Below are 14,848 nucleotides of genomic sequence, written 5' to 3'. Positions count from 1 at the left end.
GCGGCGGGCAGGGCTGAGCGGCATTCCTGAGACAATTGACGGATGTCCGTAACCCTCGTCGTCCAGAATCTCGCCGGCGGGTACGGTCACCGCACGCTCTTCGACACTCTCGATCTGACGGTCGCGCCAGGAGATGTCGTCGGAGTCGTGGGAGCGAATGGCGCCGGCAAGTCGACGCTGCTTCGCCTCCTCGCCGGCGTCGATGAGCCACAGCGTGGAACAGTCGCGCTGTCGCCGTCCGACGCTTTCGTCGGCTGGTTGCCGCAGGAGCATGAGCGCGTTCCCGGTGAGACGGTGTCCGGCTACATCGCTCGCCGGACCGGGTGCGCGCAAGCCACGCGGGAGATGAACGCCGCAGCCGAGGCGCTCGGCGACCCGTCTCTCGCACCCGCGGGCGTGGATCCCTCAGACGCGTATTCGATCGCCCTGGATCGCTGGCTCGCCAGTGGTGCCGCCGATCTGGACGAGCGCGTACCGCCGGTGCTGGCCGACCTCGGCTTGACATCGCCCGGTACGGGCTTCGAGGAGGTCCCCATGACCTCGCTCTCCGGAGGCCAGGCTGCTCGTGTCGGTCTGGCCGCACTGCTGCTCTCGCGTTTCGACATCGTGTTGCTCGATGAGCCGACGAACGATCTGGACCTCGACGGCCTCGAGCGGCTCGAGACGTTCGTCCGTGGCCTGCGCGGGGGAGTGGTTCTCGTGAGCCATGACCGGGAGTTCCTCGCTCGCTGTGTGACACGCGTGCTCGAACTCGACCTCGCCCAGAACTCCAATCGCGTGTACGGCGGCGGCTACGAATCGTATCTCGAGGAACGCGCGACGCTTCGCCATCATGCGAGAGAGAAGTATGACGAGTTCGCCGGAAAGAAGGCCGACCTCGTCTCGCGCGCCCGCGTTCAGCGCGAATGGTCGAGCCAGGGTGTGCGAAACGCGATGAAGAAGTCACCCGACAATGACAAGATCCGTCGCCAAGCCTCCACGGAGTCCAGCGAGAAGCAGGCGCAGAAGGTGCGCCAGATGGAGAGTCGCATCGCCCGACTCGACGAGGTCGAGGAGCCGCGCAAGGAATGGCAGCTCGAATTCACGATCGGGTCGGCGCCTCGCTCGAGCTCTGTGGTATCGACGCTCAGCAGTGCTGTCTTCAGGCAGGGCTCGTTCACGCTGGGGCCGGTGTCGCTGCAGGTGAACGGGGGAGATCGGATCGGGATCACCGGACCCAATGGGGCAGGGAAGTCGACACTGCTGCGCGCCCTGCTCGGCCAGCAGACGCCTGACGAGGGGGCCTCCAGCGTCGGCACGAGCGTGCAGATCGGCGAGATCGACCAGGCGCGCTCTCTGCTCTCCGGTGAACGGCCGCTCGCGGACACCGTGGAAGCCCGCGTTCCGCAGCTGACCTCGGGCGAGGTGCGCACCCTGCTGGCCAAGTTCGGGCTGAAAGCAAATCATGTGAGCCGACCGGTGGACGAACTGTCTCCGGGGGAGCGGACCCGCGCCGGTCTTGCACTGCTGCAGGCCCGTGGCGTCAATCTGCTCGTGCTCGATGAGCCGACCAACCACCTGGATCTTCCCGCGATCGAGCAACTCGAAGAGGCCCTCGAATCCTACGAGGGCACGCTGCTGCTGGTGACCCATGACCGGCGGATGCTGGACACCGTGCGCACCGACCGGCGCTGGGGCGTCGACGCTGGCCGCGTCACGGAGGCGTGAGTACTACCGTCTTATGTGCGCAGGTTCTTGCGCAGGAAAACCTGCTCGGTGCCGTCGTCCTGGGCCACCCTGCGCGCCTCGACGTAGCCGCATGATTCGTAGAGGCGGATGTTCGCTTCGCTGAGGCTACCGGTGAACAGCTCCGATTCGCTCGCAGTGCTGCCGTTCTCCGCAGCCTCCAGCAGCGCGCGTCCGACGCCTTCGCCCTGCATATCGGGCGCGATGGCGATTCGACCGATCAGCAAGACCTCGTCGTCCTGAACGGCACGGATCGCGCCGATGAGACGCCCGTCAGCTGTGGCGACCCAACCGGCGTTCTCAGAGATCTCCGCACGCAATTGCTCGAGGGTCTGGGTCAACGGAGGCATGTCGGCACTGCCGTAGATGAGCGCTTCGGAGACGAAGGCGGCCCGCTGGATCGTGAGGATCTCGCCCGCGTCATCCTTCGTGATGCGACGCAGCTCGATGCGCGGTCCCTCTTCTCGCAGCCGTGGCTCGCGGCGCCGTTCCGGGTGAAAGCCGGCTTTGTCGGCGTAGAACTCCCGGACGCGACTCATATCCGCTGCGATGTCGCCCGTGGTCTCGACGGTCACTCCGAGTCCGGTTGTCATGGTGGTTCGATCGACGTAGCCCAGGGTCAACGGCATCCCGGTCTCCTGCGCGATGCGGTAAAAACCGGACTTCCAGTACGCCGTGTTGCTTCGCGTTCCATCCGGCGTCACCACGAGACCGAATACCTCGCCCTCGCGGATCAGCGCGACGACATCGGAGACGACCCGGCTCGGATTCGCGCGATCCACGGGGATGCCACCGAGCGCGCGCATCAGCGAGCCGCGCCAGCCGGCGAACAGACTCGCTTTGCCCAGCCACCTGAAGTCGATTCCCAGCCGCCAGGCAATGGCGAGCATGAGCACGAAGTCCCAGTTCGAGGTGTGCGGAGCGCCGATCAGCACGGTGGGATTGGTGGGCGCCGGTTCGCTGACCAGCTTCCATCGGCTGAGTGCCCAGAAGGCCCGCGCGAGGAGACGTCGAATCATGTCTCAACCGTATGCGCGCGAGCGTCCCGTTCTGCACCACGTGACACCAGCAGCGGCAGCACCAGCCACAAGCTGACGACGATGATCGATCCCAGGATGAGCACGACAACGGCGAATGTGCGATCCAGCGTGAAATCGACGATCAGTACGGTCACGCCGACGCTGAGGATGCCGACGACGACAAGGTCTGCCTTGACCAGGCGGGCCGCCATCCGCACGAGCTCGGGCTTCTGCCTCCGACCGAACAGAGACCGATGCATGCCGACGGGGGCGAGCGCGAGGATCGTCGCGAGTGCGGCAAGACCGACGAGCACCAGATACAGCCCCACCTGCAGCGGATCGAGCTCGGTGAAGCGCGGCTGGAACGCCACCGCCAGCAGAAAACCGGACAGCACCTGGGTGCCGGTCTGCATGACGCGCAGCTCTTGCATGAGCTCTTCCCAGTTGCGGTCAGCCCGCTCATTCGCTGTCTCGTCGCGTCCGTCTTCACTCAGCGCGTCGCCGAGGGAGCCCTCTTGATCCATGGCTCAAGTGTTCGGCGTGCGCGCGCTCGTGTCCAGCCCCTTGACCTCATCGCGCTCGATGTGCCGCCGTACGGATACCGGCGTAGCATGGAGCCATGACCGATTCCCGGACGACGGATGCCGCGCAGACTGGCGCTGTGCAGGAGACGCAACCGCTGATGGCTCCCGCAGGACTCAACCTGCTGGGCGATGAGAGCGCAGGGGGCTGCTGCGGCGGCGGATCCTGCGCGATGCCGGGCGAGTAAGTCCCACCCGGCACCGACGCTGGCGGTCAGTTTCCCCCGGCGAACTCGGAGTCGATGTCGTCTGCGGGCTTGCGGACGAACGCGCTCAGCGCGACAGCGCCCAGCGAGACGATCGCCGCGATGAGGAACGCCATGCGCGCTCCGGGCGCACCTGCGGCGGCTGTCTCAAGTCCCTGCTGCTCGCCCGTGTGCAGGATCGATGAGTAGATGACGGTCAGCAGAGCGACACCCGCGGCGCCGGCCACCTGCTGAATCGTGTTCAGCGCGGCGGATCCGTGCGAGTACAGGTGGCGACGCAGCGATCCGAGCGACGCGGAGAACAACGGCGTGAACGACATGGCCAATCCCACCGAGATCACCGTCTGCGCGATCACCAGCAGCCACCACGCGGTGTGCTCGCCGATCGTGGCGTAGAAGAACAGCGCGGCCGACACCATGATCGTTCCGGGCACGAGCAGTGTGCGCGTACCGCGGGCGTCGTAGACGCGGCCCATCACCGGCCCGAGCAGACCCATCAGCACGGAACCGGGCAGCAGGATCAGGCCGGACTGCAGCGCGTCGAGCCCTGCGACGTTCTGCAGGTACTGCGGAAGAAGAACAAGAGTGCCGAACATCGACAGTGCGAGGATCGCCATCACGATGACGGAGATCGTGTAGTTACGGCTGAGGAAGACTCGCAGGTCGAGCAGAGCGTCATCCACCCGTTGCAGCACGAGCTGGCGCCAGACGAACAGCGCGAGAGAGATGATGCCCACCACAAGTGAGACGATGCCGATGACTTCGCCCGTCGAGCCCTCTCCGCCGAACTGGCTGAGCCCGTAGACGAAGCCGCCGAAGCCGAAGACCGACAGCACGATAGAGAGGATGTCGATCGGAGCATCCTTGGTCTCACCGAGGTTCGTCATCCACTTCGCACCCATCGCGAGCGCGATGAGGGCGATCGGAAGCACGATGACGAAAAGCGCGCGCCAGCTGAACGCGTCGAGCACGGCACCCGCGAGCGTCGGTCCGATCGCGGGAGCGAGCGAGATCACCAGGCCGACGCGGCCCATCATCCGGCCGCGGGACTGGGGCGGCACCACGTTCATCATGGTCGTCATCAGCAGCGGCATCATGATTCCGGTACCGGCGGCCTGGATGATGCGTCCGACCAGCAGGATCTCGAAACCGGGCGCGAGCATGCAGACCAGCGTGCCGAGGGCGAACGCGCTCATCGCAGCGATGAAGATCTGCCTGGTGGTGAAGCGCTGGAGGAGGAAACCGGTGGTGGGGATGACGATGGCCATCGTGAGCATGAACGCGCTCGTGAGCCACTGACCCAGCTCCGGCGGGATGCCGAGATCGGCGTTCAGCTGGGGAATTGCAATGCCCATCGTCGTCTCGTTGAGAATCGCGACGAAGGCGGCGACCAGCAGCAGCCAGATCACCCTCATGTCGGATGCGGCGATCAGCGGTTCCTTCTTCGCGGTGGGAACAGTACCAGTGGGTGTGGTGGCCAAAGCGTCTCCTCAGCGACAGGGGGGGGTGGCGGAAGGCCAGAGAAGGAGCCGTCAGATCCGGCATCCGCTCGTGCGCGACATTCCAGGATAACCCTGCATGCCGCGCTCTCATTCCCCGCTCGCGGGATTTTCTGCCGATTAGGCTGAGCGCATGAGCATGGGTGGCGGACGAGGTGGGGGCGCGGGATTCCGCGGTGTCGATGCCGCGGCCCAGAAGAAGCTGAATGCGCAGGCCCCGAAGATCGATGGTCTCGGCAAGCGGGTGGTCGGACTGTTCCGTCCGTATCTCGCTCGTATCGTCATCACCGGCGCACTCGTCATCGTCGGGGCGGCGATCGCCGTCATTCCTCCGCTGATCGTGCAGCGCATCTTCGACGACGCGCTCTTTCCCGTCGACGGTGGTGGCCCGCAGATCGGGCTTCTCATCCGGCTCGTACTCACCATGGTCGGGCTGTTCCTCTTCTCAGCCGGGCTCGGTGTCGCCCAGACCTGGCTCACCTCGACGGTCGGAAACAGTGTGACGGGCGATCTGCGTGTTCGGCTGTTCGAGCACCTGCAAGCGATGGAGCTCGGGTTCTTCACGCGTACCAAGACCGGTGTCATCCAGTCCCGGCTGCAGAACGATGTCGGCGGGGTCTCGGGTGTTCTGACGAACACCGTCACCAGCATTCTCGGCAACGTGGTCACGGTGATCGCGTCGCTCGTCGCGATGATCCTCATCGACTGGCGGCTGACGATCATCGCCGTGGTGCTGATGCCGTTCCTCGTCATCGTGCAGCGCCGGGTCGGGCAAGTGCGCGCACGGATCGCGGGGGAGACGCAGGAATCCCTGTCGGAGCTCACCTCGATCACGCAGGAGACGCTGAGCGTGTCGGGGATGCTGCTGTCCAAATCGTTCAACAGGCAGCAGGCCGAGTCGGATCGATACCAGGCAGAGAACCGCAATCAGGTGACTCTGCAGGTTCGCCGCGCGATGAGCGGCCAGGGCTTCTTCGCGGTGGTGCAGGTGCTGATGGCATCCGTCCCGGCCGTGATCTATCTGGTCGCGGGGTATCTGATCGCCGGGGGCGAAGGCGCGATCACAGCCGGCACCGTCGTCGCATTCACGACTGTGCAGGCACGACTGCTTCAGCCGCTGATGGGGCTCATGCGAGTCTCGCTCGACCTGCAGACATCGCAGGCGTTGTTCGCGCGCATCTTCGAGTATCTCGACCTGGTGCCAGAGATCGAAGATGCCCCGAATGCGATCCCGGCGTCGCAGGCACCGGGTCCAAGGGGACAGATCGAGTTCCGTGATGTCGTCTTCCGATACCCGGATGCCGCGCCGGACACCCGCCCGACTCTGCAGGGAATCTCGTTCACCGCGAGCCCTGGGCAGCACGTCGCGTTCGTCGGCCCGTCGGGTGCGGGCAAGACCACCGTGCTGTATCTCGCCCCAAGGCTCTACGAAGCTCACGGCGGCGCGGTCCTCTTCGCGGGCGCTGATGTGCGCACGCTGACGCAGGGCTCGATCATCGACGATGTCGGGATCGTGTCACAGGAGACGTACCTCTTCCACGCCACGATTCGCGAGAACCTGATGTACGCGAAGCCGGATGCTTCGGAGGCGGAGATGGTCGCGGCATGCCAGGCAGCGAATATCCATCACATCATCACCGGCTTCGAGAACGGTTACGACACCGTTGTCGGAGAACGCGGCTACCGGCTCTCCGGAGGCGAGAAGCAGCGTATCGCCATTGCGCGGGTGCTGTTGAAGGATCCGCCGGTGCTGCTGCTCGATGAGGCGACTTCGGCCCTGGACACGGTCTCCGAGCGGGTGGTACAGGAAGCCATCGATAAGGCGGCGAGAGGCCGGACCGTGCTCTCGATCGCGCACCGGCTGTCGACGGTGATGGGGGCAGACATCATCCACGTGGTCGAGGCCGGGCAGATCGTCGAGTCGGGGACGCACGCAGAGTTGCTCGCCGCCGGCGGCCTGTATGCAGAGCTCGCCGCGCAGCAGGTGGCAGCGTCTCAGATCCTCGACACGGAGAAGAAGATCGAGCAGTCGGTCAGCGGCGGGTTGATGGCGGCCTTCGCCGACCGCCGGGCCGACCGCGCACCTCAGGGCTCGGTAGCGGAGGATGCCGTGGATGCTCTCACCGCGCCGGTGCCGCTGCTGGATGGTCAGGGCGTCGACCAGCGGGTATACCCGGCTGAAGGCTGAGCCTCAGTGCGACGACATTCCACCGTCAACGAACAGCGACTGGCCGGTCACATAGGCTGAGCCGGCGCCGGCGAGGAATACCGCGGCGCCGGCGAAATCATCGGGACGACCGTTGCGACCGATCATCGTGCGTGCGGCGAGTTCGGCGATCTTCTCCGGATCCTCCTGCAGGCGAGCGTTCAGCGGGGTGAGCACGAAGCCTGGGACAAGAGTGTTGCTGGTGACGCCGCGGCCGCCCCACGCCTCAGCTTCTGAGCGCATCAACGACTCTACGGCGCCCTTGGAGGCGCCGTAGATGCCGCTGCCGACGAACGCGCGGTGCGCCTGTTGCGAGCTGATGTGGATCAGCCGGCCGTAGCCGCGTTCGGCCATGCCGATTCCGTAGCGCTGGCCGAGCAGGAACGGCGCCAGCGCATTGACGGTCATCGTCGCATCCCAGTCCTCTTCGGTGATCTCGGCGTAGGGAGGGCGAATGTTGATGCCGGCCGAGTTCACGAGGATGTCGGGTTCGCCGAATGGCTCTGACGCGGCTTCGGCGACCGCGCGGATCCCGTCGCGGGTGCTGAGGTCTCCGATGACGCCTGCGACGCGGCATCCGCCCTCTGTCAGCTCGGCGACGGTCTCGTCAACGCGATCCTTTCCTCGGGCGACGATGACAGTTGCCGCGCCCGCGCGGGCGAGCGCCGTGGCGATGCCGCGTCCGATGCCGGAGCTGCCACCGGTGACGATCGCGGTGCGGCCGTCGAGGGAGAAGAGGGAATCGAGGTACGTGCTCACAGGGTCTCCACGAGAAGGATGCGCGTCACCACGAGAGAGCCGCAGCCAGATCAGGGTCGGGATGGACGTCGGCGAACTCGGGGAGCGCCCGAAGATCGTCAAGGAATGCTGCGACCTCGGCGGCGTATGCGGGGTCTGAGTGTCTGGCAGCGATCTCTTCGAGTGGAGCCATATCCATCGCGAGGATGAGATCGATCCGCGCGGTCACCGCCGCATGCGCACCGGCATCTCTCAGCACCTGGATGCCGCCGCGCAGCGCTGCGAGATAGTCGCGCAGCACGGGAAGCTGTGACTTGCTCTGCGTGATGGAGGAGCCGTCAGCGCGCAGGCGCCAGTGCACGATGACGTCGGGGATGACGTCGAAGGCCGATGCGCGGGTGTACATCCGCTGTGCGACGATCTGGTCTTCGTAGGCGACGCCCTCGGGGAAGCGCTCGCCCTTCCAGAAGGCGGTGCGGCTCAACTTCGACCAGGCGACGATATTCGCGGATGCCGCCGGATGCTCGAAGATGTTCGTGCGCAATCGCTCGGGATCTGTAGCGGCCGTCGTCCACGGCTGCACGCGCCCTGTCGTATAGCCATCACCCTGTGGGCGCAGGCGCACATAGGCGCCGGCGACGAAGTCGCTGCCCGTCGCGGTGATCGTGCCGATCAGGCGTTCGAGCGCGTTCGGAGTGAGCTCGTCGTCGCCGTCGAGAAAACCGAGGAACTCCGTATCGACCTGGGCGAGCCCGGCATTGCGGGCCGCTCCGAGACCGCGGGCGTATTCGTGAGCGAGGACGGTGAAGCGCGGATCGTCTGCGGCGGCGGCGCGAAAGATGTCGCCAGTGCCGTCGACGGATCCGTCATCGACGAGGATCGCCCGCCAGCGAGGCTCGGTCTGCGCGCGCAACGAGGCGATGGCCGCGGGCGCGAAGGACTCGATGTCGCGGCCGGGGACGATGAGCGTGACGATCGGGTCTGACACGCACAAGAGTCTAGGGGGCAGAGGCTCTTGTCAGCCCGAGACAGCGGCGACAGCATCCGCCACCAGAGCGGCGAGGCGCTCTGGGGCATCTCCCGGCAGCGGTTCGCGACCGAAGGTGAAACGGACCGAGGTCTGGGCGATCTCGGGGGCGATGCCGCACGCGAGCAGCACGTGCGACGGTTCGTCACTGCCGGCCGCACATGCCGAACCGCTCGATGAGATCACTCCGCGCCGCTCGAGCTCGAGCAGTACGCTCTCGCCACTGACGCCCGCGAGGGTGAAGCTCGCGACGCCCGGCAATCTGCTCGCCGGGTCGCCGGTCAGTGCCGCGTGCGGCAGTAGTTCCAGGACTCTCGTGATGAACCGCGCGGTCAACGCACCCACTTGCTCCGCACGTGAGGAACGCTCGGCTTCAGCGAGCTCGAGGGCTGTCGCGAGCCCGACGGCCCCCGCAACGTTCGCCGTCCCTGAACGGCGCCCGCGTTCCTGTCCGCCGCCGTGCAGTAGGGGCTCGAGCGGCACTCGGCCGCGCACCGCGAGCGCCCCGATGCCCTTGGGGGCGCCGAGCTTGTGACCGGCGATCGACACGGCATCCGCACCGAGGCCGGCGAGGGGGAGCCACCCGGCGGACTGCACCGCATCCAGGTGCAGCGGCACGCGAGCCTCCTTCGCGACCTGCGCGAGGGATACGGCATCCTGCACCGTGCCGATCTCATTGTTTGCGTGCCCGAGCGAGACGAGCGTGGTGTCATCGTGCAGCGCGGCCGCGAGAGCCGCCGGCGAAACGCGTCCGGCCTCGTCAACCGGCAGATGCGTCACTGTCACACCGTGGAACCTCTCGAGGAAGGCTGCGGATTCGAGGATCGACTCGTGCTCGATCGGCGTCGTGACCAGGTGGTGCCGCCCGTTCGCCAGTGCGGCCAGCACGATGCCCTTCACCGCGAGGTTGTTGGCCTCGGTTCCTCCTGCGGTGAAGATGACGTCGCCCGTGCGCATCCCGAGCACTCGCGCGACGCGTGACCTGGCATCCTCGAGCGCGCTCGCGGCGGCTTCGCCGACGGTGTGGTGACTCGAAGGGTTGCCGAAGATGCGGGTGAGATACGGATGCATCGCTTCGAGCACCTCCGGACGCACCGGGGATGTCGCCGCGTGATCGAGATAGAGCACGTCAGGCGATCCGTACGTCGAGCCCCAGATCCAACGCGCGCGCGGAGTGGGTGAGCGCGCCGACCGAGATCACGTCGACGCCGGTGTCGGCGATGGCGCGCACGGTGTCGAGGTTCACCCCGCCCGATGCTTCGGCCGTTGCCCGGTCGCCGATCTGCGAGACCGCCGCCCGCAGATCCTCGAGCGAGAAGTTATCGAGTAACACGGTGTGCGCCCCGCCCGCGAGCACTGTCTCGACCTGGTCCAGGCGGTCGACCTCGATCACCACGTGTGTGGTGTGCGACAGCTTCGACAGGGCCTCGCGCAGGGCAGGGGCGAGAGCCGCACCCGATGACTGCAGCACGGCGAGATGGTTGTCCTTGGCCATGACCGCATCAGACAGCGAGAAGCGGTGGTTGTTTCCGCCGCCAGAGGCGACCGCATGCCGCTCGAATGCACGCAGCCCCGGCGTGGTCTTGCGAGTGTCGACGATGCGCGCGCCGGTGCCGTCGACAGCGCGCACATACTGTGCGGTCAGGGTCGCGATGCCGCTCATGCGCTGGGTGAAGTTGAGCGCGACGCGCTCGGCGGTGAGGATGCTGCGCGCAGAACCCGACACGGTCGCGAGCACATCTCCCGGTGCGAACTCGTCGCCGTCGCCGACGTGCAGGTCCACGGTGAGCGAGGGATCGGTGAGAGTGAACGCGGCAGAGAAGACGTCGCCGCCGCTGAAGACCCCGGCCTCGCGGGCCACGAGGTCAGCGGTTGCGGTGGCCTCGGCCGGCAGCAGCGCGGTGCTGGTGAGATCGCCCCACGGAGCGTCCTCTTCGAGGGCTGCTCCTACGACGCGGGTGAGGGTGGCGGTGGTGAGCATCAGGCTCCGATCAGGGCGGGTTCGTGGTCGACGTGGTGCGCACCGACAGATTCCGTTCGCGCGAGGGCAGCGGATGCCGTGGCTTCTGCAACGAGCAGCAGATCGGCATCCTCGTGCTCGGAGCGTGAGACAGGGGTCGCCGCTGCCACGCGCCAGCTGCGGATCGTCTCGAGCGCTTCAGCGAGACCTTCGTGCGTCCGTAGCAGTCCGACGCGATCCCACATCAGCTGCTGCAGCGCAGCACGCGAGAATGGCCCACCGTTCAGGTCGCGATTTCTGCCGTTTTCAGCATCCGGTACCGGCACAATTCGCGAACTGAACGAGGGGGGCGACAACGTGGGGCGCGACGTCTGGCTTGCGGCCGACAGATGACGCCCGAGCGCTGCGGCAGCGCGGGCGGCGAAGACCGCGCCCTCGAGCAGGCTGTTCGAGGCGAGGCGGTTCGCGCCGTGCACCCCGGTGCGGGCGACCTCGCCGACGGCGAAGAGCCCGGGGAGCGAGGTCCGCCCGTCGATATCGGTCACCACTCCGCCCATCAGATAGTGTGCGGCGGGGGTCACCGGGAGCGGTTCGCGGCTCCAGTCGAGTCCGCGCTCGCGCGTGACCCGATCGATCGTCGGGAAGCGCTCCGCGAGACGGGCGGCGCCGATCATCGTGGCGTCCAGTCGCACCGGCGAACCCTGCGCTGCGGCCTGACGGGCGACGGCGCGAGCGACGACGTCGCGGGGTGCGAGCTCTCCGTCGGGGTGAGAATCGAACGTGAACCGGCGTCCGCGCTCGTCGATGAGCACAGCACCTTCGCCGCGCACAGCCTCCGAGATGAGGAACGGCGCTCCCGCATCGAGCACGGTCGGATGGAACTGCATGAACTCGAGATCCGTGACGGCAGCGCCTGCGCGGATCGCCGCGGCGATTCCTCCGCCTGTGGCGCCTCGGGGGTTCGTCGTGTGCGCATAGAGGCGTCCGGCGCCGCCGGTCGCGAGAATCACGGCATCCGCATACATGTCGATCCGGGCTGTGCGAAGGATCCGGATGCCGCGCGCGACACCATCGGCGACGATGAGATCGACCAGCAAGGCGTGCTCGACCACTTCGATATCGGCGGCTTCCACCTGGGCGACGAGTGCACGTGAGATCGCCGCCCCCGTCGCATCGCCACCGGCGTGCACGATACGCGCGTGAGCGTGGGCGGCTTCGCGGCCGAGCAGCAGCATCCCGTCAGTACCGCGATCGAACGCGACGCCGCGAGCGATGAGCTCTGCGATGCGCGCGGATCCTTCGCTCACGAGCACATCGACGGCAGCGGGGTCAGCGAGCCCTCCGCCCGCGGTGAGCGTGTCGGCCGCGTGCACCGCGGGCGAGTCGTTAGGGCCGTACGCGCCGGCAACGCCCCCCTGGGCGAGTGGGGTGCACCCACCCCCGAGGGCGTCGTCCGTGACGAGGGTGACGCGGTGCCCGGCATCGGCGGCGTGGAGAGCCGCGGTGATCCCCGCGATACCGGAGCCCGCGACGATCACGTTCATGCGCGAGGCTTTGCGGCCAGCATCCGCTCGAGAGCCACGCGCGCCGGATCGGCAACGTCGGACGCCACCGAGATCTGGTTGACGACGCGGCCCGCGACCAGCTCTTCGAGCACCCAGGCGAGGTAGCCGGGGTGGATGCGGTACATCGTCGAGCAGGGGCAGACGACCGGGTCGAGGCAGAAGATCTCGTGCTGCGAAAACTGTGCGGCCAGGCGCCGTACGAGGTTGATCTCGGTGCCGATTGCGAAGGTTGTGGGTTCGGTCGCTCCAGCGATCGCCCGGCGGATGTAGTCGGTCGATCCCGCTTCGTCGGCGGCATCCACGACCTCCATCGGGCACTCGGGATGCACGATCACGCGTACGTCGGGATGCTCGGCGCGGGCCTGATCGATCTGGGCGACCGTGAAACGGCGGTGCACGGAGCAGAAGCCGTGCCAGAGGATCACGCGCGAGTCGACCAGCTGCGCGGCGGACGAACCGCCGAGCGGCTGGTGCGGGTTCCATAACGGCATCTGCTCGAGCGGCACGCCCATGGCTTTTGCGGTGTTGCGGCCGAGGTGCTGATCGGGGAAGAACAGCACGCGTCGACCGCGCTCGAAAGCCCACTCCAGCACCGTCTCGGCGTTCGAGGAGGTGCAGACGATGCCGCCGTGACGCCCGACGAAGCCCTTGATCGCCGCGGAGGAGTTCATGTAGGTCACCGGGATCACCGGCATGCGGCCGTCGGCACCTGCCTGATCGAGCGGGCCGAGAGCGTCTTCGAGCTGCTCCCAGCAGTCCTCGACCTGGTCGATGTCGGCCATGTCGGCCATCGAGCAGCCGGCCGCGAGATTCGGCAGGATCACGGCCTGATCGGGGGTCGAGAGCAGATCGGCCGTTTCGGCCATGAAGTGCACGCCGCAGAACACGATTGCCTCAGCGTTCGGATGCTCGAGCGCAGCGTTCGCGAGCTGGAACGAGTCGCCCACGTAGTCGGCGTGCTGCACGACCTCTTCACGCTGGTAGAAGTGTCCGAGCACGACGGCGCGGTCGCCGAGCGTGGCCTTCGCGACACGGATGCGCTGATCGAGTGCGGCATCGCTCGCCTCGCGGTACTCGGCAGGAAGTTCGCCCTGCCTGGGTGCTCCCGTCGGAATGACATCACCCATCGAGGAGCCGGGGCCGTAGCCGGGGACGCTGTCGAAGGTCCAGGGGGATGCTGCGAGATCGCTGCTGCACGACTCGGCCGGTGCTGACTGGATCAGGTGATCAACCGAGGGATCGATCCGGTGGGTAGCGAGTGTGGACATCAGGCTCCGCCTTAGGGTCACTTCGACACTTACTGTGCGGGTTCAGGTTATGTCGAAATGACCTTTACTGCAATTTCAGCCGTCGGAAGCGACGCGGAACAGCCGCGCGGGGCGATGCTTGCCGGTACGGAACGACTCCGTGGGGACGAGCTCGTCTGATCCTTCGAGCAGGCGCCGGAAGTTCGAGGGGTCAAGGCGGCGGCCGAGCACCGTCTCGTAGACCTCGCGCAGCTCCGTGAGTGTGAACTCATCCGGGAGGAGCCCCGCACCGATCCAGCTGTAACCGACCTTGTTGCGCAGGCGCCACAGGGCGTACTCGGCTATGCGGTTGTGGTCGAAGGCGAGCGTCGGCATCGCCTCGACGTCGAACCACTCCACATTCTCGGGTGCGCCGGCGGCCGCGCGGTGCGCGTCGACGAGGTCGGACCGCAGCAACGCCCAATAGACGATCGAGATCGCACGCACGGGGGAGCGGTCGACGTCGCCGAACGTGTAGAGCTGCTCGAGATAGCTCGGCTTGAGAGCGGTGGTCTCGGCGAGGGTGCGGGATGCCGCGGCATCCAGATCTTCAGCAGGATCGAGCCAGCCGCCGGGCAGCGCCCAGGACCCCAGATACGGCTCTCGCGTGCGTCGCACCAACGGAAGCATCAAACGGTCGCCGTCCGTGCCGCTGCGCACCGAGAAGATGACGGTCGACACGGCGACGCGGATCGCGTCGGAACTGCCGTCGGGAGAAGTCACGCTGTCGAGCCTAGATGAGAGGGTGTGTGCGGCTAAGCTGTCAGTGACAACTGAAGAAGGCCTCACGACCCGTGCGGGAGAGCCCCGGTGAATGCGACCGGGCACCGAAGGAGCAAGCCTCCCCGCCAATCTCTCAGGTACCGAGTACCGCGCAGGTCAGGCCACTCTGAAAAGCGATGCTCATGCATCCGCCGACGGTGAAAGCCCCACATTGACCTTCGCTCGCTGAGCGCGTCGAAGCGTCGAGATCACGGGCGAAACTCTCAGGCCCATGACAGAGGGGGAGTTCTCGGATACCGTGCATTCCGTACGG

At 66.8% G+C, this 14,848-nt stretch carries 13 protein-coding genes, 1 pseudogene and 2 riboswitches; of the genes and pseudogenes, 3 read left to right on the top strand and 11 right to left on the bottom strand.

Features of this window, described 5'->3' with window-relative positions; genetic code table 11:
- Nucleotides 1–42: 42 nt before the first annotated feature.
- Nucleotides 43–1,707, top strand: a complete 1,665-nt coding sequence (locus tag ACTU6U_RS00430) for an ABC-F family ATP-binding cassette domain-containing protein (RefSeq protein ID WP_443467192.1) — start codon at nt 43–45, stop codon at nt 1,705–1,707.
- A gap of 11 nt (nt 1,708–1,718) precedes the next feature.
- Here the strand turns inward: ACTU6U_RS00430 and ACTU6U_RS00425 are convergent, their stop codons facing one another.
- The 3 genes and pseudogenes from ACTU6U_RS00425 to ACTU6U_RS00415 all read right to left on the bottom strand — a co-directional run bounded on the left by ACTU6U_RS00425 (nt 1,719) and on the right by ACTU6U_RS00415 (nt 3,268).
- Nucleotides 1,719–2,075, bottom strand: a complete 357-nt coding sequence (locus tag ACTU6U_RS00425; RefSeq protein WP_443467887.1) for a GNAT family N-acetyltransferase — start codon at nt 2,073–2,075, stop codon at nt 1,719–1,721.
- Between the two features lie 105 nt (nt 2,076–2,180).
- Nucleotides 2,181–2,744 (bottom strand): annotated as a pseudogene (locus ACTU6U_RS00420) (1-acyl-sn-glycerol-3-phosphate acyltransferase); the annotation flags it as partial.
- Nucleotides 2,741–3,268 carry a DUF6328 family protein gene (locus ACTU6U_RS00415; protein ID WP_443467191.1) on the bottom strand — a complete coding sequence of 176 codons (528 nt, stop codon included), beginning with the start codon at nt 3,266–3,268 and terminating at the stop codon, nt 2,741–2,743. The gene ACTU6U_RS00415 and the pseudogene ACTU6U_RS00420, both read right to left, overlap by 4 nt.
- 95 nt (nt 3,269–3,363) lie before the next feature.
- Here ACTU6U_RS00415 and ACTU6U_RS00410 point away from each other — a divergent pair, with 95 nt between their 5' ends.
- Nucleotides 3,364–3,513 (top strand): hypothetical protein, encoded by a 150-nt coding sequence (locus ACTU6U_RS00410; RefSeq protein WP_443467190.1) that lies wholly within the window; start codon nt 3,364–3,366, stop codon nt 3,511–3,513.
- Nucleotides 3,514–3,539: 26 nt separating this feature from the next.
- On the opposite strand, the gene ACTU6U_RS00405 is transcribed toward ACTU6U_RS00410, so the two are convergent.
- Nucleotides 3,540–4,946 (bottom strand): DHA2 family efflux MFS transporter permease subunit, encoded by a 1,407-nt coding sequence (locus ACTU6U_RS00405; protein WP_443467886.1) that lies wholly within the window; start codon nt 4,944–4,946, stop codon nt 3,540–3,542.
- A gap of 223 nt (nt 4,947–5,169) precedes the next feature.
- Here ACTU6U_RS00405 and ACTU6U_RS00400 point away from each other — a divergent pair, with 223 nt between their 5' ends.
- Nucleotides 5,170–7,218, top strand: coding sequence for an ABC transporter ATP-binding protein (locus ACTU6U_RS00400; RefSeq protein ID WP_443467885.1), 2,049 nt, complete (start codon nt 5,170–5,172; stop codon nt 7,216–7,218).
- A 3-nt stretch (nt 7,219–7,221) separates the two neighbouring features.
- On the opposite strand, the gene ACTU6U_RS00395 is transcribed toward ACTU6U_RS00400, so the two are convergent.
- From ACTU6U_RS00395 to ACTU6U_RS00365, 7 genes are all read right to left on the bottom strand, one after another.
- Nucleotides 7,222–7,995 carry an SDR family NAD(P)-dependent oxidoreductase gene (locus tag ACTU6U_RS00395; RefSeq protein WP_443467189.1) on the bottom strand — a complete coding sequence of 258 codons (774 nt, stop codon included), beginning with the start codon at nt 7,993–7,995 and terminating at the stop codon, nt 7,222–7,224.
- Between the two features lie 25 nt (nt 7,996–8,020).
- Nucleotides 8,021–8,962 carry a glycosyltransferase family 2 protein gene (locus ACTU6U_RS00390; protein WP_443467188.1) on the bottom strand — a complete coding sequence of 314 codons (942 nt, stop codon included), beginning with the start codon at nt 8,960–8,962 and terminating at the stop codon, nt 8,021–8,023.
- A 30-nt stretch (nt 8,963–8,992) separates the two neighbouring features.
- Nucleotides 8,993–10,129, bottom strand: a complete 1,137-nt coding sequence (locus tag ACTU6U_RS00385) for a cysteine desulfurase family protein (protein WP_443467187.1) — start codon at nt 10,127–10,129, stop codon at nt 8,993–8,995.
- A gap of 1 nt (nt 10,130) precedes the next feature.
- Complete coding sequence (gene nadC, locus ACTU6U_RS00380) at nt 10,131–10,982, bottom strand: carboxylating nicotinate-nucleotide diphosphorylase (RefSeq protein ID WP_443467186.1); 852 nt, start codon at nt 10,980–10,982, stop codon at nt 10,131–10,133.
- Nucleotides 10,982–12,505: an L-aspartate oxidase gene (gene nadB / locus ACTU6U_RS00375; protein ID WP_443467185.1), complete on the bottom strand. Its 1,524-nt coding sequence runs from the start codon at nt 12,503–12,505 to the stop codon at nt 10,982–10,984. The genes nadC and nadB overlap by 1 nt, the downstream gene beginning before the upstream one ends.
- Nucleotides 12,502–13,794, bottom strand: coding sequence for a quinolinate synthase NadA (gene nadA / locus ACTU6U_RS00370; protein WP_443467184.1), 1,293 nt, complete (start codon nt 13,792–13,794; stop codon nt 12,502–12,504). Before nadA ends, nadB begins: the two co-directional genes overlap by 4 nt.
- Before the next feature lie 75 nt (nt 13,795–13,869).
- Nucleotides 13,870–14,535, bottom strand: a complete 666-nt coding sequence (locus tag ACTU6U_RS00365) for an NUDIX hydrolase (protein ID WP_443467183.1) — start codon at nt 14,533–14,535, stop codon at nt 13,870–13,872.
- 64 nt (nt 14,536–14,599) lie between these two features.
- A riboswitch (glycine riboswitch) is annotated at nt 14,600–14,695 on the top strand.
- Nucleotides 14,696–14,823, top strand: a riboswitch (glycine riboswitch).
- Nucleotides 14,824–14,848: the final 25 nt, after the last annotated feature.

Source organism: Microbacterium zouquanmingi (genome assembly GCF_052266695.1).
Classification (GTDB): Bacteria; Actinomycetota; Actinomycetes; order Actinomycetales; family Microbacteriaceae; genus Microbacterium.
The sequence above is the reverse complement of the archived record's forward strand: the minus strand, read 5'-3'. Positions and strand labels throughout refer to the sequence as shown.